Here is a 26,689-nt window from a genome sequence, read left to right on the forward strand (position 1 = left end):
TCATACACATCTGGACGTTTCCCATTTCCAGTTCATTAATTAATTATTGGGAATCAATATATTCATACGATTAGAGCGCATAGTCTTCATTATAGATGATTGACAGGAAGAATGACAAGAGGAAATAATATGTCAGATAAAAATACAACATCAATTCTCGATATTCTCACAAAAGTAAATGATAATACATGGGAGGTGCCCGGTAATTACAAACCAGGGATGAATGTTCCTGGAAGGATATTCGTATCAAAACCTCTCCTTGAAATTCTGGAACCTGAAACCATCGATCAGGTCGCAAATGTAGCTTCCCTGCCAGGCATCCAGAAATACTCCATGGCAATGCCGGATGCACATCTTGGTTATGGTTTCTCCATTGGCGGAGTTGCAGCTTTTGATAAAGATGAAGGTGTGATAAGTCCGGGAGGTGTGGGTTTTGATATCAACTGCGGAGTCCGTCTCATTCGCTCCAATCTCATGGAAGATGATGTCCGTCCAAGACTTGCTGAACTTCTCGATTCATTGTTCGAAGCGATACCTTCCGGTGTTGGTTCCAAGAGTCGCATGAGGCTTACTGATGAGGAACTGGATGACGTATTCATCCACGGAGTGAACTGGGCTGTTAAGAATGGCTATGGTATGAAAGGAGACCTCAGCCATTGTGAGAGCAATGGAATGATGCCAGGTGCTGATCCATCAAAGGTCAGTATAAAAGCCCGCAAAAGAGGCCGTCCGCAGATAGGAACCCTTGGAAGTGGAAACCATTTCCTTGAAGTGCAGTATGTGGATAAGGTCTATGACGAGGAAGCTGCAAAGGCTTTCGGTCTTAAGGAAGGACAGATCACTTTCATGATCCACTGCGGTTCACGTGGAGCAGGTCATCAGATATGCACTGACCATCTCCAGAAGCTTACTCAGGCTTCTAAGAAGTATAAGATTCCTTTACCTGACAAACAGCTTGCATGTGCCCCTGCAAGTTCTGAGGAGGCGCAGGATTATTTCAAGGCAATGATATGTGCGGCAAACTATGCATGGGTAAACCGCCAGATGATAATGCACTGGGCTCGCGAGGTCTTTGATGAGTTCTTCAAGGCTCAGCATGGTGACCTGGGACTTGACCTTGTGTATGATGTTGCTCACAATGTTGCAAAGCTTGAGAAACACATGATCGATGGCGAGGAAAAAGAAGTCTATGTCCACAGGAAAGGTGCAACACGCGCATTCCCTGCTGGTCATCCTGAGATTCCGGAAGATTACAAAGACATTGGACAACCGGTCATAATTCCTGGAAGTATGGGAACAGCATCCTATGTCCTGAAAGGCTGCCCTGCTGCCATGGAACTTACTTTCGGCAGCGCCTGTCATGGTGCAGGAAGGGTTATGAGTCGAAGCAGTGCTAAGAAAGAGCTGCGCGGTGAAGAGATCCAGAATGAACTGAAGTCACAGGGAATTATTGTAAGAGCGACACAGCCATCACTGATTGCTGAGGAAGCGCCAGAGGTCTACAAATCCAGCAGTGATGTAGTGGATGTCGTACATAACCTTGGCATTGCTACAAAAGTTGCACGTGTACTTCCAATGGGAGTTGTCAAAGGTTGATCTGACCTTTGGCTTAACTTTCCTTTTTTTATTTTTCTCAAAACAGATTCTGTTTTGTTTCTGATTTTCAAATTGAAAATTGATTTTATTACATAACCTTAATCCGTCCTAAAGCAAAGAAAATCAGAGTTAACACTGGTCAGTAAAACAACATAAAAGAAGTCTCGCTCTGTAATTGAGCAACGAGGAAACGGGGACATGTTTGAGGGGATGAATGGTTTTGCTTGGTTACAGTTACTATACCTTTGAATACAGTTACAAGCAGTAGTTCCCGTTTCCTCAACTTATAATTGGTCATTATTATATATAAATCTGTTTGACATTATTTATATAGCAAACAAAGTTCACTTCCTTAAATAAGAGATAATCTGATATCAATTTAACCGCTATCATTTTAAAACTTATACTTTATTTAGCAACTATGAGCAATGCAGATAAAAACCTCATTAGAGTCAGGACAATGGCCGATATTCAGTTCGGTAAGGGTTGTGGAGAGATCCTTTTTCCTGACGGTGTCACATTCCTGCTTTCCAGGACAAAACGTGTAAGACAGGTCCAGTTCAACGGAAAGCATATGGCAACAGTCCGTGCAAAGGACGGAATGCTCACACTCAGTATAGACGGAGCCGCTGCACTTCATCAGGGACTTGAAAAGCCTGCATCAAGAGTCGTGGTATGTGATGATGCAGTTCCATTTGTCTCAGCAGGCAAAACCGCTTTTGCAAAACACGTAGTTGCAGTAGACCCGGAACTAAGAGCAGGGGATGAGGTGATCTTAGTAGATGGAAAGGATGAGATCCTTGCAACAGGGCAATTGTTACTATCACCTGCTGAAGCAATCCGCATGGACCGTGGTCCTGCCGTTGATGTAAGGCGAGGGATAGCACAATCTTAGAATAACTATTTATAAATCTATCTCTATTAAATACGATGAAAATAAAGTCATTAGTGCCTTTGATACAGTAATCCCTGACCGGAGAGTGAAAGCATAGAAGAGGAGATATTCAAGACATTTGTAATTCCAGACAATACAAGGATGGAAGAGCGTACAATAGTCGTAGATGGGGATGTTATTGCAGGCAATCACTCTGAAATAAAGTACGGTATCATTGCACATTCAGCAATACTTGGTGAAAGGGTCAACGTCACAGGTGATCTGGTAACCACCGGAGACACACGGATCGATATCTGGTCTGAGATTGGCGGTAACGTCAAAACAGATGAGAATGCCTATATCGGGGAATTCGTTACTATCGATGGGAAATTGGTGGTAAAGGGTGATCTGGATATTGGTAACGATGTGAAGATCAATGGCGGTTTTGAAGCCAAGGGCTGGATAGTTGTAAGAAATCCCGTACCGGTCATAGTTTATCTTTTCCTTTATATCAGCGAGCTTCTGAGGCTTGGAAAGGATGAGGAAGTTGAAAAGGCATTAGAAGAATTGTTTGAGGATGATGAGGAGTCCATAGGGCTTAATTCCATGATCATTCCAAACGGTTCCAAGATATCCATGGATTCCATAAGGGTTCCTTCAAATGCTATTATCGGAAGCAAGTGCAGACTTGTAGGGAACATACGTGCAACATCCCTTGATATGGCAAATGAGACTACACTTTATGGAAGCATACGTACCATTCAGGATGTAAAACTCGGAACAGATAATGTGATTCACGGAAATATTATTTCCAGGGGCAATGTTTACGTTGCTGCCGGAACACATATTCTGGGAGAGATCAACTCGCAGTCAATAAAGATACATGAAAGTGCCCGTGTAGATGGCGTGATGCGTGCACCGGGTGGTATCATCTTTGAGCGTGAGGAAGATGATGCTTTGAGTGACAATGAACTGATGCAACTGGATGTCTGATTGGCTTTAAGGTATAGGGTTACACAAAAATATGAGGGGATGGCTATGAGTCTAAGTTCAATGTTCCATTTTCTGGATCTTGCAATACGTCTTTGTATAGTGATTCTGGCGCTATTGACATCTTATCTCCTGATGAAGATCGATCCCGATGTCATACGCTCGCGAATTTATGTATCATTTAACAATCTGAAAAAGTATTTTGTCTTTCTGACAGTAGGTTTTGTACTATATCTTTTAGAGGTACTTGTAACGATAAATTCAATACCTGGAAGCACAGAGTCTGATAATGTTAAAAGTTTGATGCTGCTTGTTTTCCAGATATCAATGCTTGTTTTCCTTTATCATCTCTACGTGGCGATAAAGGTACCTGACAGACGCATTCTTTAAGAAGTGGCATTCGGCTGGCTGAAGGCTGGTCAGGGTCACATTTATTTTCTTTTTGTTTTTTTCTTGAGCGATAGTCAGATTTAAAAACGGTTCTAATAATTATAGTGAACAGGTGTTAATTTGCAACAGGATTATACTTCATCATCATCTGAGTCAAAATCCATATTCGATAAGGACTCAAAATATGTAATGCAGACATACGGCCGCCAGCCAGTGGTCCTTGAAAGCGGCAAAGGTTCTCTGGTTTATGATATCGAAGGCAGGGAATATGTTGACTGTGTTGCCGGAATTGCGGTGAACAATATTGGTCACTGCCACCCACGTCTTACAGAAGCGATTAAAAAGCAGGCTGAGAAACTCATTCACGTTTCCAATCTTTATTATACGCAGCCACAGGCAGAGCTTGCCGAGCAACTGGTCAATGTCACAGGCATGGACCGTGTGTTCTTCTGTAATTCTGGAACTGAGGCAGTTGAAGCTGCAATGAAACTTGCAAGGGCAACAACCAAAAAGACCGATTTCATAGCAGTGGAACACTCCTTCCACGGTCGTACTATGGGTGCACTGAGCCTGACATACAAAGACATTTACCGCGCTCCGTTCAAACCACTTGTGCAGGAAGAAAAGTTTGTACCATTCAATGATGCGCAGGCAGTATCCGATTCGATCACCTCAAAAACCGCTGCTGTTATCGTTGAGCCAATACAGGGAGAAGGCGGCATTAACGTTCCTTCGCCGGATTATCTGAAAGAGGTCCGCAAGATATGTGACGAGAATGAAGTTCTCCTCATCTTTGACGAGGTCCAGACCGGGTTTGGTAGGACAGGAACCTGGTTCTGTAAAGAACACTTTGGTGTTGAACCAGACATCATGACAATGGCCAAAGCAATTGGTGGAGGTTTCCCAATGGGTGCTATCGCTGCCCGTGAAGGTGTAGCCTTCAACCGTGGCGAACATGCTGCAACATTCGGAGGCAGTCCACTTGCATGCGCCGCTGCACTTGCATCAATCGATGTTATCCGTGAAGAGGATCTCATCCAGCGCTCAAAGGAAATGGGTGAATACTTCCGCAGTGAACTAAGCAAAATTTCCACCGAGGGCTTTGTAGAAGTTCGTGGAAAGGGTCTTATGATTGGTGTCCAGTTTGACCGTAAATGCGCTGACCTTGTGGAACACGGTCGCAAAAATGGTGTTCTTCTTAACTGCACCTCTGAAACAGTACTGCGTATCGCTCCTCCACTGGTAATCACAAAAGAGCAGATCGATAGGGTGGTGGGCGTACTTGAGCAGGCCTGAGCTAATCAAGGGCGTTGTAAATTCGATTGCAGAATATGTTCCTGGAAAATCCATAGAGGAAATTGCAAAGAAATACGGCATCAATCCAAAGGATATCATAAAGCTGGGTTCCAATGAGAATGTTCTTGGTCCGTCTCCTAAGGCAGTTGAAGCTCTTGTATCTACTGCTTCAAAAGTGAATATATATCCTTCAGCTGATGCTTCCGAGCTTGTGGAAGCTCTCTCTGTATACACAGGTCTTCCTATTGAGAACATATGTGCTTCCGGTCCGGGCATGGACGGTTTGCTTGACAACCTCATGCGTATACTTATCGAGCCTGGGGATGAAGTGGTAATTCCAACCCCAACATTCTCCTATTATGAGATTGCAGCACGTGCAAACGGAGCGACTGCGATTCATGTAGCTCCCGGTGAAGGGCTGGAATTCGATGTAGCTGCCATAAAGGAAGCTATTACTGACAGGACAAAAGTTGTATTCCTCTGTTCCCCAAACAACCCTACCGGCATGCTTACTTCAGAAGATGATGTCCGTTCTCTTCTTGGATCTACAAAGGGACTTGTGTTTGTGGATGAGGCATATGTTGATTTTGCGAACTGCAATCTCTCAAAACTGGTGCTTGAGTACGATAACCTTGTAATCGGCAGAACCTTCTCAAAGGCATTCGGACTTGCGGGTCTGAGAATCGGATATGGTTTGATGCCAGCATGGCTCAAAGTCCAGTATATGAAGATCGCAACTCCTTTCAATGTCAGTCTGCCTGCTGTTATGGCAGGAGTGGCTGCACTTTCTGATTCGGAATATCTGAAGGAGAGTATCTCAATGACTGTGGAAGGCCGTAAGTTCCTGACAGAGAAGATACCATTTAAGGTGTATGAATCTCAGGCCAATTTCATCCTTGTGGATGTTTCACCATTGATTGCAAAGGATGTATCAGAGTCTCTTATGAAAAAAGGCATCATTGTAAGGGATTGTCGCTCTTTCAAAAATGCCGGTGAATCACTGATACGTGTGACCGTGGGAACCCGGGAACAGAATGAGAAAGTAGTGTCAGCCTTTGAAGAAGCAAAGGCCGGTTCTAACTGAATCTAGTTAGCAAAAATCAATATATTTTTTCTATTTTCATAAGTGGGTAGTCAAGTTCTGTGTCAAATGCCAGGCTGACATCCACTTTTGCAGTTTTGAATATGGCTGTGATATGAACATCCAGCATGCGCCCTTCAAGTTCGCAGTAGCCGTACTTGCCGTTTAGCTTGGAACTTATCATGTCCCTGTTGATGGAGACACTTATCTTCTCAACGCAGGGCTGAACTGAAATACTTTCCTGTATTCCTTTTTCCAGACTATCGACTGTATCCAGATTGACCGGTGAGCCTGTGAACTGGTGATAAAGTGCACCAAGCTTGATACCTGCTTCAAAAAGTACGTTATCCCTGTCAGTTATTACTTCGTTTTCCTGCATATTGTACCTCTTTGTTCTTCTTGATGATAGGTGAGATTATGTAAAATGTCATCAGTCCGGAAAGTATTGATGCCATAATGTGGGTGTATTCGATATTTACAAAGTATGAAACAATGGTTGCAGCGAATATCAGTGTGAGTGAAACAAGTATATTCTTATTTCTTGCTTTGATGTATGTCACGTTGCTGATCATGAGAAAACCGAGTACTATTGCCAGCAAAGCCATAGTATATGTATCAAAGAATCGCTCGCCAATGAGTAGATATGAAGATACGGCTATGCCTCCGGCAGTTATTGGTAAACCGCTAAATGCATTCATACCCAGATGCATTGTGTTAAACCTTGCAAGTCTCAGTATGCCACATATGAAATAGAATAACATTGCAGGAAGCAGAATATACTGTGCTTGTGCTCCAGTGATATATGAGTATGTGATTATAACGGGTGCGACTCCAAATGAAATAACGTCTGCAAGTGAATCCAGGTTACCTCCTATTTCACTGGATGAGAATTTGCGGGCAAGATGACCATCGGCGCCATCTGCAATTGCAGCAATTAGTATGAGCAGTGGTGCAAGATAAGTAAAACCATCAAGCACAATTATAATGGCAATAACTCCACACAATGCATTCAGTAAAGTGACAAAATCAGGTAGTTTTAATGTATGGAGTATCTGGTTCACTTCCTTTATTTTATTCTGGCAATTACTGTTTCACCGGCAAATAAGCGGTCTCCCTTTTTTATTAATATATCAAAATTTTCTGGAATTGTAACATCAACTCTTGATCCAAAGCGTATCATTCCAAAACGCTGCCCTTGTTTCATGTGATCTCCTTCCTGCACATAGGAGACAATTCTACGTGTGACTGTTCCTGCTATCTGTATCACTTCTACCAGGCCATGCTCTGTTTCTATAAGCGTATGGCTTCTTTCGTTCCGATGTGAATCTTTGCAGAATGCAGGGATGTATCCACCTTTTTTATGTTCGATAGTGTGTATCTTACCGGTAATTGGCAATCTGTTTACATGAACATTCTGGAAGTTCATAAAAATACAGATTTTCCGATCTCTTATGTCCACTACTCTGCCATCTGCAGGTGAGAGCATGTGGCTCTCGTGTTCCTTTATTTCTCTTTCGGGGTCTCTGAAAAAGAATAAGAAGAATATTGTGACTGATATTCCAAGTGCAGCAATCATTCCGGAATATGGAACTTTGTATAGCAGGTATGCAAAGAAGCTTACCACACTTACAGTGATGGATGTTAGTATCCAGGGAAAAGAACCTTTTGCAAGCATTTACTGGTTTCCTACTACTTTATAGAATAGCTTCTGAACAAATCCGGTAACCAAAAACCAGATTCCTTCTATCAGGTCTACCAGCTCCGGTAGTATGCGCATGACAATGTAAGCGATTACAAATAATGCAAATCCTGATCCTATCTTTGCAATAGTATTATGGGCTATTTCAAAGCTTTCAGGACCGAACCACTGGTACCCATAGGCTATAATTACAAAAGCATCTCTTAGTATATTTAATATATATATAACAGGCACTGAAGCTATGAATGCTGCTGCCAATCTTTTAATTGGTGCGTTTACTGATGCGATGAGGCCTATGAAAAGTGCTATACTCTCAATAGCAGTGCAGGCAAGTATAATCTCTACTGTGTATCCGTTAAGTGTTATTTTGTTCCATGCTACCAGTTCAGCTGGGATGTTCAGGTAATGCAGGGTAAGAAGTACGGTATCCGTGACCTGGGATATGATTCCTACATTCAGGACTTCCATTTGTGCAAAAGGGAAGTAAAACAGACAGCCAAGCGCTGTCGCGCTGGTAGCCATTGTTGTAATGTCAGGTGAAGGGATGTTCTTTTTCCTGTATTCTCTAAACATAGTATAATCTATGATCAAGCAGGTTATTCCGACTGTTATAACCAAGGCAACATTTACGTAATCCCTGATTTCGATATAGTGCAATGGCTGATAGAACCAGTGTATGGAGAAAAATCCCCATCCTGCTGCAGATACTGCTCTGCGCACCTCCACAGTTTTCGGCAAAATCGATCCGATAAGCATGAGGGCAACTGCAATCCATAGAATATTTTCGATCATTCAAGTACACCTATTATAGGTATGGCACCTATATATTTGATGTAGTCTATTAAGTTTTTGTTCCTATCCCATGTTTGCTTTCTTCTATTGTCTTTAGTATTTGTCGAAGCAATGGCCACTTAATAGGATATCTTTCTTTAACTCTGAAAGTAGTTCTTACAATACATAACTATGTTATTTCATGTACAACTAATTATGGTGTTGGTACGGTTCACTTAAAGCGCACCTTTAATATGTATGGCTTCCATAGTTTAATCCCAAAAGTTAAATTCTGTTCATCATGCCCCCCACAACCCCGAAATTAACAGTTGATGCAGTAATCGTATTGAACAGGCAAATTGTACTGATAGAACGAAAAAACGCTCCTTTTCAGGGAAAATTCGCACTTCCCGGAGGTTTTGTGGACATTGGTGAGACAACAGAAGAGGCTGTTGTGCGTGAGGTTCTTGAAGAAACAGGCCTTACAATAGAAATAGTTAAGTTACTTGGAGTATATTCTGAACCTTCGCGCGACCCCCGCGGACACACGGTGAGCGTAGTTTACCTGACTCTGGGGAAAGGTGAACCCAGAGCCGATTCAGATGCTAAGGCGGTACATTTGTTCGATGTTTCGGATATACCGCAAATGGCTTTTGACCATAACTTAATAATAGATAATGCGAGAAGTGATATTTATGGAATTTTGTCCCGAATGTAAAAGTATGATGTTCCCTGCAGGTGATTCATTTAAGTGCAGAAAATGTGGTTTTGTAAAGGGAAAACAGCAAGGCTCTGAGGCACTTGTATCAAAAGAATCCAGGGAAAAGAGGGATGTCACTGTGCTTGAAGGTAATGTAGATCAGGGTCTTCCTACAACCACTGTAAGATGTGAGGAATGTGGGCACAACGTTGCATATTGGTGGTTGCGCCAGCTTAGATCTGCTGATGAATCAGAGACACGTTTCTTCAAATGTACAAAGTGTGGCTGTACCTGGCGTGAATACGACTAAAGATATCTGATACATTTTTCTTCGTTTCGGATATTTAAAAGAAAACTTATATTACTTATTAGATATAATGACCTAAAAATTCAATTTATTGGTGGCGAATCCAGATGTTCAAGGCAACTATTGATGCAGATATTTTAAAGACTGCAATTGAAACTCTTTCGGTTCTTGTTGATGAAGCACGTTTCAGGATCTCTCCTGAAGGCCTGGTTGTAAGGGCTGTAGACCCTGCAAATGTGGCTATGGTAAGTTTTGAGCTTAGCTCAAGTGCTTTTGATGAGTTCAATGCTGATGATTCCGAGATTGGTATGGACCTCTCAAAGATCAGTGATATTTTCAGTGTTGCAGGCAGGGATGAGAAAGTTGTCATGGAATTAGATGAGATGTCACAGAAAATGTCACTTCATCTTGGTGGTCTTTCATATACTCTTGCCTTGCTTGATCCATCTACTATCAGGGCAGAACCAAGGATACCACAGCTAGAGTTGCCTGCTGAGGTTGTCCTTAATGGAAAGGATCTCCAGAGGGCTGTAAAAGCCGCCGAGAAGATAAGTGACCACATGTTGCTTGGTATTGATGAAGATGTCTTCTATATGGAAGCTGAAGGTGACACAGACCGCGTACGCCTTGACATGACGCGTGACAGTCTTATTGACCTGAAATCAGGTGAGGCACGTTCACTTTTCTCACTGGATTACCTGTCCGATATAGTCAAACCTGCTTCACGTTCTAATGAAGTTACCGTAGAGCTTGGAAAGGACTTCCCTGTGAAGATTGGGTTCACGATTGCAAACGGTGCAGGAAAGGTCGGTTATCTTCTGGCTCCGAGGATCGAGTCTGACTGATCTATGGATGAAAAAGACTTTGCACTATATCCTTACATTTCCGGGGCATCAGCACATGTAAAAAACCTCGGAATATCCCTTGATCGCCTGGTTACTTCCAGAGCCATGGAATCTGCACGAATCCGTGGAAAAGAACGTGTTATGCAGGCGATCGAAGGTGAGCTGTTCAAGCCTTCTCTTTCTGTATCAGATGAACAGAAGATATTGCTGGAACTGCTTTCCTACCCATTTTCAAGAATACTTGTTTCATGTATCGATGATCCTTTTCTGATTCGCAGGTACTGTCTTGCAGAGGCTGTTGCCTCATACAAACTCCTGAAGACAATGAACCTTGATTTCCTTGAGGAGTTTGCATCTGATTTTTCTGTGTATCCTGATACAAGTGATTCTGGATTTAAGCTGCATTTTACCTCATACATTAGAATGGCAAGTTCCCTAAAAGCAATTGAATGGAAACTTGTTAATCGCAAGCTTCATCATGGAAACGTGAACGTTTCAAAAGAAGAGTTCTCCCGTCTTTTACAGGAACTTATCAAGGAACGTGTTGAACACAATCTGCCCATGCCTGTGAATGAAGAACTTGTACAGTCATGTGAGCCTTATCTTGCAGATATCCGGGAGTTGCTTGAGGAACGAAAGAGCACTTTTGGTGATTCGGAATTTGAATCAGTTGAAACTGATCTTTTCCCTCCGTGTATTACACAAGCTATAGCTAATACTCAGGCAGGTGTGAACCTTGCTCATTCCATGAGATTTGCCATGACTGCATTCCTGCTAACTATAGGTATGACCGTTGATGACATTATGAATCTCTTTACTGCATCGCCTGATTTTGATATCGAAAAGGCCAGGTATCAGATCGAGCATATTGCTGGTTCTTCAGGTACTCACTACAAGCCACCATCTTGCTCAACAATGCAGACTTATGGTAATTGCTATGCTCCTGATGAAATGTGCAAGAAAATAAGCCATCCTCTCAATTATTACAGCCGCAAGGTCTGGTTCAGGAAAAGAGATACTCAAAAGGCTGCTGGGAATAATGCTCCTGAAAAGAGTCCGGATGAGTGAAAGTTAGTATTCGGTTTTTAAAAAAGAATAATAAGGACATAATTTGTCCCATTAATTATTTTTTTAACAGTCCTTTCTGCGCTGCATGAAGAATGCAAGTCCGATAATTGCTGCGACAGGGATTGCAATTGTTGGGAACTCAGGGATTTCTACAGAGCCAAAATGTGATGTACTCTTCAATGTGCTGTACCAGATGGGAATTCATCCGAATATGGAAACTTTCACACTTGGAAGAACTGAGGCATATGAAACACTTGATGAAGCAGTTGACAACCTGTCAAGCCATTTTTCACTTAAGAATGATGATCAAAAGAAGATACTGGAACAATATCTGGAAAAGACTCTTCAAAAAGAAAATGGGAACTATATTTACGATGCCTGCTCAAAGCGTGTAAAAATATGGTGAAATACTCAGGATAAATGAGATGATTTATCAGGAGTCAGACTCAGGCATAACTTCACTCATTATCTTTTTTACAACCCCCATCACTTTATCGTTTCGGGAAACGTTTATAGTATAGTCCGCAAAAGACATGTAAAGCCCTGTCCTCTCTTCATAAAGACCACGAAGACCTTTTTCCTTAAGGCCTACTACGCCGCGGGTTGCAAGATTTGACAGGCGGTAAACAATTGTTCCAAAAGGAACATCAAGATAAACAATAACGGAGTGCCCTTTCAGGAAATTCATTGCTTTTTCTGAGTAGACAACACTCCCACCAGTAGCAATGATACAATTATCCTTCAGCTCCATGTTGATGATACTCTGTTCCTCGGCTTTCAGCAATGCTATGTCCCCCAGGTCATTAACTATATCCTGCAAATCTTTTCCGGAGTTATCGATAACTAATTTATCCGTATCGATAAACTCATAGCCAAGTAAGGAAGCAAGTTTCATTCCCGCAGAACTTTTCCCTGCGCCCGGCATGCCGATGAGAGTTATAATCATATTATCATCACGTATCTTTGAACAAAAAATAATGGACGGTTTGATCAGTTAGTAAGCGATTGTATAGGTGCAGGAATGCGTCCGCCTCTTGAAATGAACTGTTCGGAACTGAAATTATGCACTGGCATTACCGGTGCGCTTCCAAGCAGGCCACCGAATTCTATCATGTCACCGACCTTTGTGCCCGGAGCTGGGATTACCCTGACAGCAGTTGTCTTTTTATTGATCATACCGATAGCCATTTCATCTGCAATAATAGCGGATATGGTGGAGGATGAAGTATCTCCAGGAACTGCTATCATATCAAGACCAACAGAACATACACTTGTCATAGCCTCCAGCTTGTCCAATGTAAGAGAACCTCGCTGAACAGCTCTGATCATATCCGCATCCTCACTGACTGGAATGAAAGCACCACTCAGGCCACCAACAGACGAAGATGCCATAGCTCCTCCTTTTTTAACAGCATCATTCAAAAGTGCCAGTGCAGCAGTCGTACCGTGTGTACCACAGCTTTCCAGACCCATGGCCTCAAGGATGGCGGCAACACTATCACCTATAGCAGGAGTCGGGGCAAGAGATAGGTCAAGCACACCAAACTGGACATTGAGCCTGCGGGCAGCTTCACGTCCCACCATTTCACCCATTCTGGTGATCTTAAAAGCAGTCTTTTTGATGCACTCTGAAATGTCACCCAATGTAGGGTCTTGAAGAGAGCGCACAGTGGAATTGACGACTCCGGGACCGCTCACACCGACATTGATTACACAATCCGGTTCACCAACACCGTGGAAAGCACCTGCCATGAATGGATTATCTTCCGGTGCATTTGCAAATACCACAAGTTTCGCGCAACCAATACCGGCATTATCTTTTGTCAGCTCTGCAGTTTCTTTGATGACTTTACCCATCAGGGCAACAGCATCCATATTAATACCTGCTTTAGTAGTTGCTACATTCACAGAGGAACATACTTTATTAGTATTAGCAAGAGCTCGTGGGATAGAGTTGATAAGATTAAGGTCACCAGGAGTCATACCTTTCTGAACAAGTGCACTGAAACCTCCGATGAAGTCAACACCAGCATCCTCAGCCGCCCGGTCAAGAGTCCGGGCAACTGATGTCAGATCAGTAGTATCGCAACTCTCTGCGACAATAGCTATTGGTGTTACTGAAATACGTTTGTTAATAATAGGAATGCCGTAAAGGTTCTGGATATCATTGGTGGTCTTTACAAGATCCTTTGCGTAATGCATTATCCGGTTATAAACATTCTCATTGAAAATATCGATATCAGGATGACTGCAGCCGCGAAGACTGATACCCATGGTGACTGTCCTTATGTCAAGATTCTCACTACTTACCATTTTTATTGTTTCAAGGATCTCTTCAGGATGGATTAACATGGAAGCACCTCAGATCCTGTGCATAAAACGGAAAGCATCTTCATGCTGAACCTTAACTTCCACACCCAGGGCAGTGCCTTTTTCAGACATTGCCTGCTGGAAAGCTGAAAGGTCAAAGTTCTCTTCGGTTATTTGCGCTAACATAATCATGGTGAACAGGTCATCCATAATTGTCTGGCTTATGTCAACTATATTGACATTGTACTCTGCCATAGTCTGCGTGATACCCGCAACGATACCAACTTTATCGATACCAATAACAGTAATTATAAAACGACTGGATGACATGAATTTTCCTTCTATATATGGTTTTTTGAATGGAGTTTAAAGTGATTGACTAATTATAAAGTAGCATAATATATGAAATGCTATTTTGACTTTGCCGGTGAAAAAACATCGCCTGAAAAAAGTACAATATTAATTCAATGAAAAAGTATATTTGCCAGTGGCTAAATCTTCTTTAATTACTATAACAAATAAAAATCATCCTGAGCGCTTTGCCAGCTTTGTACAAACAAAAGTTAGTCAAATACAGACATGATGGAAAATTTTGAGTGATGCAGGCACATAATATTCCCAAAAAGAATATATTTTCTTAAATATATAATAGCCTACGTAAAAGTCAGATAACCCCTGAAAACGCTTTTGAGCAGGTAACAAAGTTTATATACAAATTTCATCATGATTATTATGATGATGGTTTGAACGGCTAAGTTCATCAGATGATTCAAACAATCAGGAGATACAATGGTTAAAATTGTACACGCACAAACTGTACTCACGGAAGATGAACTGGCGGCTTTAAAGAAGAAATGTAATGAGTCGTCAACAAAAGAAGCCTTGAGTATGGCGGTGCAACATTATCTCGAGTGCGAATACACCGACCTCGATGATAAAATGTGGACCAAGAAACTTGAAAAAGTAGTCCAGAAAAAAAAGCAGAAAAAAGTATAGATTTCTGAACAAGAGAGGAACAACTAATGAGCAAAGCAAACCAATTCTTAAATGAGGATGCAGTATCCCCGGTCATCGGTGTTATCCTGATGGTCGCAATCACTGTAATCCTTGCTGCAGTTATTGCAGCATTCGTATTCGGCATGGGACCACCAGAACAGGCACCACAGGCAAGTATTAGAGCAAGTGCAACTGAAGTAACGGTAGGAGCTAATGATTATTCAATCGTTCAGCTTGAACATCAGGGCGGAGACGAAGTTACACTTACAACATCAGCTACCAAGTTTAGTGTTGGTGGAACAGGAGCAATATATGGCGACGTGCAGGACTACTTCACTGCAGGAGACCGTCTCTACATTGGGACATATGGTAACGGCACTTATACAGTTGCAAACACAACAGCTGGTACAAACGCTGCCGCAAACATTGGCAATTCAACCGAGACTGTTGATATAACCATCATTGATGTCGGAAGCCAGCAGATGATTGCTGACCTGAGCGTCAGGTTCTAAACACAAACTTAATGACGCATCTTGCGTCATCTTTTTTATTTTTTGATTTTGCAACCATATATAGATAATTATATATACTTTCTAAATCACACGTCATTGTAAATAATTATATTCAGGATGTGGTATGTTGGACTATGAATCATCATTAAAGAATTCATGGAATGTGGTTAAAGAAAACATTGTTACATTTATTGTTGGTCTTTTGATAACTGTAATTGGATCTGTTTTTATTGTTACTATGGCACCTCTGTTTTATGGATTTACCTCGATGGCTGTAAAGGGTGCAAGAGGAGGAGCAATAGAAATTGGCGATGTCTTTGAAGGATTCAAAAAGGATAATATAATCAGAAGCTGGACATTTATGATCATATATCTGGTTATTGCAGGAGTGCTTGGAGAGATAGCATCAATACTCAGCACCATAGTAGGAATACTCTTCATGTTTTCAATGCCATTGCTTGCTATAAAAGGGACAAACAGTGGAATTGAAGCAATTACAGAAAGTGTCGAAATTGTGAAAGCTGCCCCGGTAGAAAGTATTATTGTTTATGTTATAACGCTCGTACTCAACGTGATCGGCATTTTACTTCTTGGAATAGGAGTACTTATTACTGCACCTATAAGCGCAGTATTCCTGGTTTATGCAACCTTAGAGATGGCAGAGTAATATAGTAATTAAAAATAGTATGATCAAAATTGATCAAATAAAATAAGTTGTAGTAAAATACTACAACATATTCTTTTTTATACGGATATACAAAAAATAGTTATATTCCGTATATCTCAGAACCTTTCTTAACTTTCTCGATATCCCTTTCTATTACAGAAAGTCTGTTCTTATCAACTTTCATACCTGCAAGGCTTTCGATGAACCAGATAGATTTTACATGGTCATCGGGAGTGAGCTTCCAGTCAGGTTTCTCCATATAGAAATCGATACCTTCGGCATAATGAAGAAGCTCCATCCTTACTTTCTCAGTGATCCAGCCAAGCTCTTCATAATACGACAATATATCAGGAAGGTTGTTGCGACCAACAAGTTCCATCAAAAACTCAAGCCACTCCATACAGAGCTTCATGTTACTGGAATTTTTAACGATATTGGAAAGGTGAACATTCTGTCCGAATCCCTTATAACTTCTTGCACCAAGTTTCTTTAATTCACTTTCCATATATTCTGTGAGTGAATCGATCTTTTCCAGAACAGCAGTATTTTTCTGCTCGGATTCTTCCCTGAATTCCTGGAACTCTGAAGATACCTTTCCAAGATTATCAACCATTGATGATATCGAACGTGAAAATTCTTTTGATGTAGATCTTGATTCTTCCTGCATCTTTTCGATAAGCTCAACTCTTGGTCCAAATGAATCGATCTTAGATGACAATTCAGTCAGGATCGCAAATTTTGATTCGTTCTCCTGCAATGACTCATGCAACTGAGCAAGAAGGGCCATATAAGAACCAACAAGTTCAGATATGTTCTCTTCTATTTGTGACATATTAGTTTTCATTGAAGCAGTATCAGAATTCAACATACCGATTGAAGAATCAAATTCAGAAATCCTGGTTTCAACCTGTGAAACTTTACCGTCAACAAGATCAAAACGGGAATTGGTTTGGGAGAGAATATTTTCACTTGAATTTACAGCGGAAGCTACAGATTCAGTAATCTCTGAGATTCGGTTTGAAAAATCTTCAACTTCAGAATGCATAGAGGAGAATTGAAGGTTCATATCATTCAGACTCGTTTTCAGTCCACCAAGGTCACCTTCAAGATTTTCAAACTTCTTATCAGTAGTTGACTTTATCTCCTTCAACTCTTTGGTGAACACCTTTTTTGAGAGTTCCATACCTGATGTGGAAGACGTCTTTTCCTGTACACTCATACTTTCAGACACATCTGAAACTTCATTTTCAATACAAGCTTCAACTTCAGGTTCTGTTTCTTCAGATAATGAATCTTGATTATGTTCCAATATAAATCGCTTATCAGATTTTGGCATATTATCAGGAAAAGAAGCCATTGTAAATGCACCAATTGAATCATCATTACCAAAATCATCACTATCAAGTAGATATTCCTCTTTCATTTCCATAATTGGATTCTCAATAGGAGTTACCTGGCGTATAGAACTAACTGTCCCATCATCTTTATTTTCTATGAAAGGATCCACGGATACTTTGGCATTTTCCTCAACAACCTTTTCGTTCTCAGCAAAAGGAGAAGAGAACGGACTAGAATCAACATTATTTTCCGAGGATTCAAAGGGATTAGCATCAAATGGGGAAGCACTCGAAGTAATTTCCGGTTTTGATTCGGCAGTGTCTCTTAAAGACTCTGCAATATCCACTTCCCCCCGCATGTCTTCCATCCGCTCAATAAGACTTTTGCCTTTAGTCAGATTTTTGAGGAAACCTCTTGTGATGCCAGAGATGCCTTCCAGGTTTTTCTTAAATGAACCCATATCAATTGGCAATTTAACAGGAAGCTTTTGTGAAGGTGTATTCTTTTCAAATGACCCTGCATCAGAAGCAACTTGATCACCAAATGGATTTTGAGACTGAAAAACTCCAGGAGTTGGTTCAAAAGGATTGGATGCTACCGGGCTGCCGGCTGAAGCAAAAGGATCAGCTGGAGGAACAGCACCAGGACTAGATGCGAAGGGATTAGATTCTACCGGACCACCAGCGGAAGAAAAAAGATTGCCAGGTGGAACATCCCTAGAAGTGGACTCAAAGGGATTGGATTCTACAGGGACACCTGCAGGAGCAAAAGGATCAGCAGATGGAACATTGACAGGAGTGGATTCAAAGGGATTGAATTCTACAGAACCAGCAGAGGGAAAGTGATCAGGCTTTGGAAACAGTGGAGTCTGTACCTGTGAAGCAAATGATTGGGACTGATTTGATTCAGGAACAAAAGGTAAGGATTCCCCTATTTCAGGAGAAGATAGTCCGGATGGTTCGTCTGAGTTGATAAAAGGTTCAAATAATGGAGGAGGTGATCTTTTCTTTGCAGGAATTTCCATAACAGGCGAGGATCCAGATGATTGGTCCAAAGGTGAGACTATATCTAACTCATCTGTATTTGGTGGTGAGTTCATAAATGGCGGCATCTCCAGGGGAGCTTCTTTTTCCTCTGAAAAAGGAGCATTTGGAGGAGTGCTACCTAATACCGAAAGGTCAGGAAGATCACCAAATGAAGGAAAAGCTGTTTGTAGTGCCCCTGCCTTTGTTGAGGATGGATTTTCCTCAGATACCTCTATTTTTGCCTCTTCCATTGGTATGTCGGCAAAAGCATTTGCCAGTATGTCGGGAATCGGTGGTGCAGATTTCTTTTTTTCGCCGGATGCGTTCACAGAAGATTGCTCATCTTCAACAGAAGACATAATCTCTGCTATCTTTTTATTCTCCCATGGAAGTTCACTCATAAAAACCAACTGATAAGAAGTATTGATATTATTATAATTACGGGATTATTATATGCAGGATATTTATATAAGAGTTACTCTTGGCTAAAAAAGAAAAGTTCGAGATATTTTAAAACATTACAAATGATAATGAAAATATCATAAGAAATTCAACGTAAACTGATGCTAAAAAGAGTTTAGGCGCACGGGAATAATTGAGGGAATGGACGAGAGATAAAGGATGAAATTTGTGCTAAAAATTCACTTTGCTGTGAGTTTGTGCGCCTAAGTGTGCATTGTTAACAATAGTATATAAGTATTTTGCACTACTTCCAAAAATGAACACAATTATGATGGCATGATGAAATCACTAAGCTGTTAATCAATAATAATAAAAATATAGTAATTAAAAGTAAAATATGTAAAAATATATTTGTGCAAAAGGCGCACAAATAAACGCAAAAGTGCAATCATCCTACATAGTATAACTACTCGTTACCAATCCTGGATATACGGGCATTTTCTACAGAAGCATCCACAAGATTTTCTATAGGAATCTTAGCTTCCTCAACAATCATTGAATCCATTGCTGCTTTCACTTCAGGATGTACAGGTACAGCTCCACATCCACCTGCTTCGCGAATAGAGATGTCATAAGTCCCTATTTTTCTGGCGATGTCAATTATCTCATTCTTATCAAAAGCTATCAATGGATGATACAGAGGGACACAAAGTCCGTAAAGTTCGGCATACATATTGGAAGTCGTCTGCGAGGCAACCTGACCTATAGATGACCCGGTAATAATTCCTGCTGCATCTTCCTTTTTCATGATCTTCAAGGCAATCCTGTACATTGTACGTTTACACAACAGACATGTCTTGTTCTTGGAACAATTATCTATGAAAGACTGAAGATTCGCACCATGAGGGACTTCATATACCTTGAACGGATGACCAGGGCACCATTCCTGAAGAGCTTTGAGACAATCCATTGTACGGTTATGTGCACGATCGTCATTGAAAGGAGTGTTATTACAGTAAACCGGAATTACCTCGATCCCACGTTTCATCATCAGCCATGTAGCCACAGGTGAATCGATACCACCAGATACAAGTGAGATCATCTTTCCCTGGGTACCCAGTGGCAGACCCCCGACACCTTCCACAGTCTCTGTGAATACATAAGACTTGCTCTGACGCATTTCCACAAATATTTCCCTGTCCGGATTTGTGAGATCAACGGAAGGCGTGAATCCTTTTGATTCAAGCATCTGCCAGACAGCATCCCCACATTTCATCCCAATATCACGTGATGAGAATGAGTGATTGCCTGTGCGTCTTGACCTTATTGCAAAGGACTGCCCTTCTGAGATATAACCGTCGGCAATCTCTGCACATAAAATCCCTGCTGCTTTTATGGTAGCATCAGTTACCTGCGCAAATGATGTGGAAACAACTCCGAAAACATCTGCTGCTGCTTTTGCAGCCATTACATCATCACTTTTAACGAATATCCTGCCCCATTCACGGGTAATACCGGAATAAGGAATGCCACGATGATCCAGCATCGCAGATATGTTCCTTACAAGGGTTTTCTCATACCAGTTACGAACACCTGTGCTCTTTAATGCAAGTTCGCCATATCTTACAATGATAATGTTTTCCATTGGTAAGCAATCAACTTAAGACTATTAAAGGTAATCGGAAACGGCAATTATTGAATACATCTTATGAATATGATATTTCTTAATTATTCCTTGACGCTAAAGTCAGAATAAGTTGAAGAATAAGATGACCAGGAAACAATAACATCATCGACTGCTACAGTATCTGATTTATCAAATGTCTTGTTCATTTCCATATACCCTATCAGTGCCTGTATAGAAGATTTTTCCCCCTCTACAACTACCTTGTACAGGCCATCAGATATATCCTGAGAATAACCTTTTAAAGATCGTTGGCTGGCAATTTTGGATGCATATTCATGAAAATCACCTTTTGGGCTTCTGAGCTTTACCAGAATCGTTGCAGCGGATAAGTTTTCAGAGTTTGTCTCATCTGACATGAAGACAGATACGAGTAGTAAGAATATAATATTTTTGAACAGGAAAATCTAAGGAAATAAAACAAAAAAGATGAAATGAAGAAAATAGAGAAATCTAGCGCTTTATTGAGAAATCAGTACACTCGCCTGCAGGTTCTGACCACTCAACACTAACATCCTCCACATTTGCAAGAGCCGGACCTATGTGAAGAAAATCAATTAGTTTCTGAATAGAGGTTGTTTTACCTTCTGCAAAGACCTCAACCCTTCCATCAGGCAGGTTCCTGGCAAACCCGACAAGCCCGAGTTTTTGTGCGTTGTCCACAGTGAACCTGCGGAAATAAACTCCCTGAACTCTTCCCGTAACAACTATTATTGCAGAGGAAATATCCTCTGCGTTGGACAAGTTATCCTGCATACACTTTAATTTGCAGAACGGCCTTATAAGAATTTTGGCCTCTGTGAAAGCATCTTTGAAAGGCAAAGGCCCTTGTATGGCATGCCTTCAGTTTCTGCGGCAATCCTTGCATTGAGCTCTTCTAGAGTCATTTCAACCTTCATCGGCTTCTTTGGCTCTGATTCTGCACGAATGGTCACATTAACAGTTCCGCTCTCAACTTCGCTGTCACCGACAACAACAACGTATGGGATCCATTCGCGGCCTGCCTCACGTATCTTCTTACCGACTGTATCTTCTCTGTCATCGATATCAACACGGCAGTTAAGTTTATCGGCAACCTGCATGGCATAATCCATATGTTTGTCAGCTATTGGGAGAACTCTTACCTGAGTTGGGGAGAGCCAGAGTGGAAGCATTGGAACTCCACCTTCTTCAGCCTTCATAGCCTCTTTCTCAAGAAGACCATAGATACAGCGCTCTATTGCACCGCTTGGTGAGCAGTGAAGAATTACCGGCCTGTTGGCACTTCCATCTGAGTCGATGTAATTAATGTCATACCTTTCAGCATTCTCAACATCTATCTGTACGGTTGAGAGTGCACTTGCCTTTGCAAGAGCATCAACGAAGTTGAACTCGAACTTAAGCACGAAATAGAAGAAACGGGTGTCCCACATCTCAACAAGTACCGGTTTGTCCACGGTCTTTGCGAGTTGTGTGATGAAATCCTTGTTCTCATTATAGAAATCCCTGGTAAACCTGATAGCAACCTCGAAGTCATCTACCTTGATGCCTATCTTGTCAAGTACAGCGATACACATGTTGTACTGCTTGCCGAACTGGTCTATTGCACCTTCCATATCGGCACAAAGACTGTGCATATCTGGCATTGTGAAAGCCCTGAGCCTTCTAAGACCTACGAGTTCACCACGCTGTTCCTTCCTGAAACTGTACCTGGTCATCTCGACCATCTTAAGTGGCAGGTTCTTGTAGGAAATGGTCATGTCGTGGTTCATAAGGAACTGACCGAAACATGCGGCGAATCTCAAAAACATCTGCCTCTTGTCAGATTCAATTGAATACTGACGTGCAGGGAACCTGTCAAGATATTTCTTCAGGGTTGGGTGATTCATATCGTACATCAGAGGTGTTTCTACCTCCATTGCACCAACCTTTGAAGTTTCTTCGAGTACATAGTTCTCAAGGAGTGATTTCATAAGGCGTCCTTTTGGATAGTAACGCATGTTACCGGAATCTGACCCTGGCTCATAGTCTGCCAGTTCCAGCCTGCGCATGAGCTCTACGTGTGGTGGAGCCTTTTCAACAGCCCTCTTCTTGGAAATCTCATAGTCCACAAACTTTCCAAGATTATCATGACCTGTGAAATCAAAGGTTGCTGCATCATGAAGCCCACCATCTGGTGTGAGGACATGCCAGTAAGATTTGGCAGTGCTTTCTGCTTTGAGTGCTTCAGAGACAACTTCCTCCTTTACCACTTCACCGCAGGCTGAAGACTCTGCACCAGTTGATTCATCTGGAACAATAGAACGTGACAGCTCGGAAAGTGGATGTCCTTTACAGCTGATCTTGAATGCCTTGTACCAGCCAAATGGTGCCCTCTTTACAGTATAATCATCTGAAAGTGCAGCTTCGATACCTTTAAGAACCGCAACGCCTGCTTTTGGAGAAGAAAGGTCTGAACTGAGATGAGCATACGGGTAAACCATAATATTCTCAGCCTTCACCTGTGTAGCTACACTCTTAATCTCTTCCACAGCTTTGGAGATGGCACCTTCCACATTTGCCTCGTCGACCTTTTCAACTGCTATGAAAGCTGTAAGAGCCTCCTCAAGTCTTCCCTGTTTAAAGGAATCTTCGATTTTTTCAGCAACAGGAGTGCTCTTTTTCACTTCATATTCAATATAATCAGAATGAATGAGTAATAACTGCATAAAATCACCTTTAAGATTCTGCTACCTTATTAGACCAATCCTTATTAACCTTTTTCAATTCATGAAAAAACAGAAACAAGGAAGTATCAAAATCCTATTCATTTACGCCTTTGGATTCAGCATCATCCTTGCAGATTGACATGTTCATCTGTGAGCAGATAGCAGTATTGTCATTTACATACACCCGGTATGCTGCAATGACTGCACCAAGTACTATAGGAGCCAGGAAGAAACCTGCAACGCCTCCTACAAAACCACCACCCAGGAAAGCCAGAAGAATAAGGAAAGGATGGATCTGGGATTTTATACTTGCAAGATATGGACGCAGGACAAGTTCTGGTGGTGCATAAATCACAATGGATGAAACAATAAAGAACACGGCAGCACTTTCAAGTCCCTGTTGCATATATCGATAAACAGATAGCATAAGTAGAACCATATAACCCGCAAACATCGGAATTACCGATGCCACGAATATAAGCGCTGAAAGCGCCAGTATATGAGTTAAACCAAATGCATAGAACACAATCAAAGACAGGACACTGACAATTAATGCTGCTGAAGCGTTTCCTACAAAAATTCCCTGCAGTATCACATCAAGATGCAACGCAAAACATTCAAAATCTTGTTCATGTCTGGAAGGAACTACCTTATATACGGCCCTGTAGAGTCCATCGCCATCTGCCAGCAGGAAATAGCACAGGAATATGGCCAGGAAAAGATTGATACTGAACATCATCAGGTTACGGGCATAGGAAATGAGTCCTATTCTACCAAGTAATGGAAGGATAGATGTGGAGAGGTCCCACACCATTTGCTGCACATCATTACTATATCTGGCGGGGATATCGATGGATCTTAAAATGTCAAGACTTGTGTTCATTACATAAGACTGGTTCTCAAATACCCATACGATCTGGCGAAATATCTCCACCATACCGGATCCAATAATGAATATTACAGGAACGACGATACATAGTGTTGCTATGAGAGCACCTACCCGTCTGAAACGTCTGAGTTTCATGAAGATCGGACGTGCTATATAGGCAAATACAAGACCAAGCACAATACCATCGGCAAGAGGAAATAGTATATAGCAAAACAGGAGAAAAAGAAGCAAAACTACTACGAAGGAAGCTATTTTCCATTTTGCAGCAATAATACGGGAAATTCCATCTTCGTTATTAACCATTTTTACCCTTCAAAGATTCTTGTTTGTTTATATAATATTTAAGCTATTAATAATTCATCCCTATAATCCCTATAATTTCAATACATGAATTTATCGGACCATTGAAAAATTTGTGTAAGATTCATCACAGCTTGTTTTTATATCTTAGAACAACACAGGAATCAGTACATTTACCGCAATGTGTGCAGCTTTCATTTATACATACATGACGATTCTCTATTGAAATCGCATTCATAGGACAGGCTTTGATACATATCCCACATCCTGTACACCTGTGAGCTTTCAATAACTGACGCGAGGTTTCTGCAAAAATTGAATCTGCTGAAGATTTGTCATCTGAGTTCACAACAACATTACCTGACGAGAATATCTTTATCGTTGAAGTTTTCCCCCGGACCATGAGAAGACCAAGCTCCTCTGAAAATACGTTTTCTCCCATTATGTTCATTACGTCCTGGGTTTTCTTCATGGAAAAACCACGGATAGATGCTTCAATAGTATAACCTCCTGCCTTGCATGGAGATATACCTGATGTGATGCTAATACTGAATTCTGATTCTGCTGTCGTTGCACAGGCAGATATACCCATTTCTTCACAGAGTTTGACCATCTTGGGGGGAAGTTCCTTCCACCTCCAGAGACCGTGTTCTATAAATGGATCTGACAGACCGTTCTTCTTTGCCCATTGCATAAGGAATCCTTCCCACTTTTCATGTAACTCGGGGTGTAAGTCCTTCAAACGCTGGTATTCTGCTGAAAGGGCTGCCGGGCAAAGATAACAGCCAACTCTTTCAAAACCTAAATCGTAAAGAGGATTATAGTCTAGTTTTCTCCAGTAAATGTAAAGCCAGACCTCTATCGCTTTCCAGTCCTTTATTGGGAAAATATTGAGCTGCCCGGGTACAAATGGATTGTTCTCACTAGTAGAGATGCGTGCCCTTGAGAACGACTCATACCTGCGTTTCCCGTCAACTGTTATACATGTAGGAGCTTTTGCCAGGCATTCTTCTATTGCTTCGTTTGCAGGTGCAAGTTTACATATCTTACAGCACCAGCGAAAATCCTTTGCAGGAGGACCGAATGCCTCTACGTTATCCCAAAAATCAGAAGATGCTTTCTTTTCTATTAGCTCAATGTTACTGTCTTTGCAGAAGTTACGGGCAAATTCCACTGTTTCAGGAAACTCGATACCAGTATTGAGGAAAAACGCATGGATTTCCCTGTCAACCTGATTCTTCAGTGCACTCACAGTAAGATCAAGCACAACAAGACTGTCCTTTCCACCACTGAATGAGACATTAACCGGGAGATCTTTGTACTCTTTCTGGTTTGCAATTCCCTTTATGGTATTCATTGCATTCCTGCCAAGATTGCGTATGTGAGGAACATTTGCAGCCACCACATCATCCATGGTTGGAACTTTTTGATTCAATGAGGCGTGTTGCGAGTCTACTTTTCTGACCCTTAGCACAGGGCCAGCAAAAGTTGGTGCTTTTTTTGCATCGCATAAAGCTACCCCAAACCCTGTAAGATTACCTGACTTTATCAGGACAATATCATTTACCCTGATATCATCAGACATGGATTCAACCATATCGTAACTGACCTTCTTACCATTAAGATGTCTGGAGTTCTTTTTCAGAATTACGGTTTTCTTTTCTGTGCTCTCAAGAAGTATGTGGGCACCTAATACAGAAGGCTCAAATACATAATCCAGCTTTTGCATGTCAAAACGAAGAATACCGAACACAAAAGCATCAACAATAACCTCATCGGTCTTGTCATCTCCTGGTATTTTGTTCAGAAGGATTATTCTGTCACCCAGAGGATCAGCTCTGAATTCTGCAATCAGGGCATCGTGGAGAACTTCCCTTTCATGGGTGGAACAAAACCTCACATCTGCTGGTTGTGACAGATCTATCTTTGTACCATCGCCACCGCAAATGCTACATTCCTTTTCTATTAGTGGTGCATTGCATTTCTGACACCAGAAAATGTAATCTTTCTCATTACTGGCATACTTTTGAACATTTTTACTGTGGCTTGCTCCTCTATCCTGTTTTTGTGAATGACTGGAAGACTTCCTGTATCCGGATGAGAGTGAACCTGCACTTCTCATGTGTGACTTACCGGCAGAACTACTTTGTCTGCTGGATTTTCCAGAACTGCTGGAAGAGGATTTGCCTTTTTTCATTGATACCATGTAGCGCTCACCAGCTTAAAAAACTGTCCGGGAAAGAAACTGAAAATGAAGATAAT

Annotated in this window: 29 protein-coding genes; 14 read left to right on the forward strand and 15 right to left on the reverse strand. The window is 41.4% G+C overall.

Annotated elements, in window-relative coordinates; all coding sequences use genetic code 11:
• Window positions 1-129 precede the first annotated feature (129 nt).
• The 6 genes from RE474_RS09210 to hisC all read left to right on the forward strand — a co-directional run bounded on the left by RE474_RS09210 (window position 130) and on the right by hisC (window position 6,230).
• Complete coding sequence (locus RE474_RS09210) at window positions 130-1,596, forward strand: RtcB family protein (RefSeq protein WP_309310085.1); 1,467 nt, start codon at window positions 130-132, stop codon at window positions 1,594-1,596.
• A 421-nt stretch (window positions 1,597-2,017) separates the two neighbouring features.
• Window positions 2,018-2,491, forward strand: coding sequence for a PUA domain-containing protein (locus tag RE474_RS09215; RefSeq protein ID WP_309310086.1), 474 nt, complete (start codon window positions 2,018-2,020; stop codon window positions 2,489-2,491).
• Window positions 2,492-2,632: 141 nt separating this feature from the next.
• The gene (locus RE474_RS09220) at window positions 2,633-3,463 is read left to right on the forward strand and encodes an acyltransferase (protein WP_309310087.1); all 831 of its coding nucleotides are present in this window, start codon (window positions 2,633-2,635) and stop codon (window positions 3,461-3,463) included.
• Between the two features lie 45 nt (window positions 3,464-3,508).
• Window positions 3,509-3,850, forward strand: coding sequence for a hypothetical protein (locus RE474_RS09225; protein ID WP_309310088.1), 342 nt, complete (start codon window positions 3,509-3,511; stop codon window positions 3,848-3,850).
• 189 nt (window positions 3,851-4,039) lie between these two features.
• Window positions 4,040-5,146: an acetylornithine transaminase gene (locus tag RE474_RS09230; protein ID WP_309312236.1), complete on the forward strand. Its 1,107-nt coding sequence runs from the start codon at window positions 4,040-4,042 to the stop codon at window positions 5,144-5,146.
• Complete coding sequence (gene hisC, locus RE474_RS09235; protein ID WP_309310089.1) at window positions 5,133-6,230, forward strand: histidinol-phosphate transaminase; 1,098 nt, start codon at window positions 5,133-5,135, stop codon at window positions 6,228-6,230. The genes RE474_RS09230 and hisC overlap by 14 nt, the downstream gene beginning before the upstream one ends.
• Before the next feature lie 16 nt (window positions 6,231-6,246).
• Here hisC and RE474_RS09240 read toward each other — a convergent pair whose 3' ends face one another.
• Genes RE474_RS09240 through artA form a run of 4 tightly spaced genes read right to left on the reverse strand, consistent with a single transcriptional unit; the run spans window position 6,247 to window position 8,718 of the window.
• On the reverse strand, window positions 6,247-6,606 hold the full coding sequence (locus tag RE474_RS09240; RefSeq protein WP_309310090.1) for a dihydroneopterin aldolase family protein: 360 nt from the start codon (window positions 6,604-6,606) through the stop codon (window positions 6,247-6,249).
• Window positions 6,581-7,288 carry an archaetidylserine synthase gene (locus RE474_RS09245; protein WP_309310091.1) on the reverse strand — a complete coding sequence of 236 codons (708 nt, stop codon included), beginning with the start codon at window positions 7,286-7,288 and terminating at the stop codon, window positions 6,581-6,583. The genes RE474_RS09240 and RE474_RS09245 overlap by 26 nt, the downstream gene beginning before the upstream one ends.
• 5 nt (window positions 7,289-7,293) lie before the next feature.
• On the reverse strand, window positions 7,294-7,902 hold the full coding sequence (locus RE474_RS09250) for a phosphatidylserine decarboxylase (protein WP_309310092.1): 609 nt from the start codon (window positions 7,900-7,902) through the stop codon (window positions 7,294-7,296).
• Entirely contained in the window at window positions 7,903-8,718 is an 816-nt protein-coding gene (artA, locus tag RE474_RS09255; protein ID WP_309310093.1) for an archaeosortase A, read from the reverse strand. It abuts the gene before it with no gap.
• 280 nt (window positions 8,719-8,998) lie between these two features.
• Here artA and RE474_RS09260 point away from each other — a divergent pair, with 280 nt between their 5' ends.
• From RE474_RS09260 to priL, 4 genes are all read left to right on the forward strand, one after another.
• Window positions 8,999-9,415: an NUDIX domain-containing protein gene (locus tag RE474_RS09260; protein ID WP_309310094.1), complete on the forward strand. Its 417-nt coding sequence runs from the start codon at window positions 8,999-9,001 to the stop codon at window positions 9,413-9,415.
• Window positions 9,393-9,707 (forward strand): transcription factor S, encoded by a 315-nt coding sequence (locus tag RE474_RS09265; protein WP_309310095.1) that lies wholly within the window; start codon window positions 9,393-9,395, stop codon window positions 9,705-9,707. Before RE474_RS09260 ends, RE474_RS09265 begins: the two co-directional genes overlap by 23 nt.
• A 104-nt stretch (window positions 9,708-9,811) precedes the next feature.
• Window positions 9,812-10,549: a proliferating cell nuclear antigen (pcna) gene (gene pcn, locus RE474_RS09270; RefSeq protein WP_309310096.1), complete on the forward strand. Its 738-nt coding sequence runs from the start codon at window positions 9,812-9,814 to the stop codon at window positions 10,547-10,549.
• A 3-nt stretch (window positions 10,550-10,552) separates the two neighbouring features.
• Window positions 10,553-11,617, forward strand: coding sequence for a DNA primase regulatory subunit PriL (priL, locus tag RE474_RS09275; RefSeq protein ID WP_309310097.1), 1,065 nt, complete (start codon window positions 10,553-10,555; stop codon window positions 11,615-11,617).
• Window positions 11,618-11,680: 63 nt separating this feature from the next.
• Here the strand turns inward: priL and RE474_RS13840 are convergent, their stop codons facing one another.
• A complete protein-coding gene (locus tag RE474_RS13840; RefSeq protein WP_369076076.1) occupies window positions 11,681-11,797 on the reverse strand; it encodes a PEF-CTERM sorting domain-containing protein in 117 nt (38 codons plus the stop codon).
• A gap of 13 nt (window positions 11,798-11,810) precedes the next feature.
• Between RE474_RS13840 and RE474_RS09280 the strand changes: the two genes are divergently transcribed.
• Window positions 11,811-12,023 (forward strand): hypothetical protein, encoded by a 213-nt coding sequence (locus RE474_RS09280; RefSeq protein WP_369076077.1) that lies wholly within the window; start codon window positions 11,811-11,813, stop codon window positions 12,021-12,023.
• Between the two features lie 27 nt (window positions 12,024-12,050).
• Here the strand turns inward: RE474_RS09280 and RE474_RS09285 are convergent, their stop codons facing one another.
• Genes RE474_RS09285 through RE474_RS09295 form a run of 3 tightly spaced genes read right to left on the reverse strand, consistent with a single transcriptional unit; the run spans window position 12,051 to window position 14,257 of the window.
• Window positions 12,051-12,563, reverse strand: coding sequence for a shikimate kinase (locus RE474_RS09285; protein WP_309310099.1), 513 nt, complete (start codon window positions 12,561-12,563; stop codon window positions 12,051-12,053).
• A 44-nt stretch (window positions 12,564-12,607) separates the two neighbouring features.
• A complete protein-coding gene (locus RE474_RS09290) occupies window positions 12,608-13,969 on the reverse strand; it encodes a PFL family protein (RefSeq protein ID WP_309310100.1) in 1,362 nt (453 codons plus the stop codon).
• Window positions 13,970-13,978: 9 nt separating this feature from the next.
• The gene (locus RE474_RS09295) at window positions 13,979-14,257 is read right to left on the reverse strand and encodes an ACT domain-containing protein (protein ID WP_309310101.1); all 279 of its coding nucleotides are present in this window, start codon (window positions 14,255-14,257) and stop codon (window positions 13,979-13,981) included.
• A 459-nt stretch (window positions 14,258-14,716) separates the two neighbouring features.
• Between RE474_RS09295 and RE474_RS09300 the strand changes: the two genes are divergently transcribed.
• The 3 genes from RE474_RS09300 (at window position 14,717) to RE474_RS09310 (ending at window position 16,102) form a co-directional block, all read left to right on the forward strand.
• Window positions 14,717-14,923, forward strand: coding sequence for a DUF5371 family protein (locus RE474_RS09300; RefSeq protein ID WP_091711067.1), 207 nt, complete (start codon window positions 14,717-14,719; stop codon window positions 14,921-14,923).
• A 26-nt stretch (window positions 14,924-14,949) separates the two neighbouring features.
• Window positions 14,950-15,435, forward strand: a complete 486-nt coding sequence (locus tag RE474_RS09305; protein ID WP_309310102.1) for a type IV pilin N-terminal domain-containing protein — start codon at window positions 14,950-14,952, stop codon at window positions 15,433-15,435.
• 124 nt (window positions 15,436-15,559) lie between these two features.
• Window positions 15,560-16,102: a hypothetical protein gene (locus tag RE474_RS09310; protein WP_309310103.1), complete on the forward strand. Its 543-nt coding sequence runs from the start codon at window positions 15,560-15,562 to the stop codon at window positions 16,100-16,102.
• Window positions 16,103-16,202: 100 nt separating this feature from the next.
• On the opposite strand, the gene RE474_RS09315 is transcribed toward RE474_RS09310, so the two are convergent.
• From RE474_RS09315 to RE474_RS09345, 7 genes are all read right to left on the reverse strand, one after another.
• The gene (locus tag RE474_RS09315; RefSeq protein ID WP_309310104.1) at window positions 16,203-18,866 is read right to left on the reverse strand and encodes a FlaD/FlaE family flagellar protein; all 2,664 of its coding nucleotides are present in this window, start codon (window positions 18,864-18,866) and stop codon (window positions 16,203-16,205) included.
• A 467-nt stretch (window positions 18,867-19,333) separates the two neighbouring features.
• On the reverse strand, window positions 19,334-20,512 hold the full coding sequence (thiI, locus tag RE474_RS09320) for a tRNA uracil 4-sulfurtransferase ThiI (protein ID WP_309310105.1): 1,179 nt from the start codon (window positions 20,510-20,512) through the stop codon (window positions 19,334-19,336).
• Window positions 20,513-20,595: 83 nt separating this feature from the next.
• A complete protein-coding gene (locus RE474_RS09325) occupies window positions 20,596-20,910 on the reverse strand; it encodes an acylphosphatase (protein ID WP_309310106.1) in 315 nt (104 codons plus the stop codon).
• Between the two features lie 94 nt (window positions 20,911-21,004).
• On the reverse strand, window positions 21,005-21,307 hold the full coding sequence (locus RE474_RS09330) for an acylphosphatase (protein ID WP_309310107.1): 303 nt from the start codon (window positions 21,305-21,307) through the stop codon (window positions 21,005-21,007).
• Window positions 21,308-21,330: 23 nt separating this feature from the next.
• Window positions 21,331-23,238 (reverse strand): threonine--tRNA ligase, encoded by a 1,908-nt coding sequence (locus RE474_RS09335; protein ID WP_309310108.1) that lies wholly within the window; start codon window positions 23,236-23,238, stop codon window positions 21,331-21,333.
• 94 nt (window positions 23,239-23,332) lie between these two features.
• A complete protein-coding gene (locus RE474_RS09340) occupies window positions 23,333-24,430 on the reverse strand; it encodes an AI-2E family transporter (protein WP_309310109.1) in 1,098 nt (365 codons plus the stop codon).
• A gap of 124 nt (window positions 24,431-24,554) precedes the next feature.
• Window positions 24,555-26,633 carry a phosphoadenosine phosphosulfate reductase domain-containing protein gene (locus RE474_RS09345; RefSeq protein WP_309310110.1) on the reverse strand — a complete coding sequence of 693 codons (2,079 nt, stop codon included), beginning with the start codon at window positions 26,631-26,633 and terminating at the stop codon, window positions 24,555-24,557.
• Between the last annotated feature and the right edge of the window lie 56 nt (window positions 26,634-26,689).

This window comes from Methanolobus sediminis (genome assembly GCF_031312595.1).
Lineage (GTDB): Archaea > Halobacteriota > Methanosarcinia > Methanosarcinales > Methanosarcinaceae > Methanolobus > Methanolobus sediminis.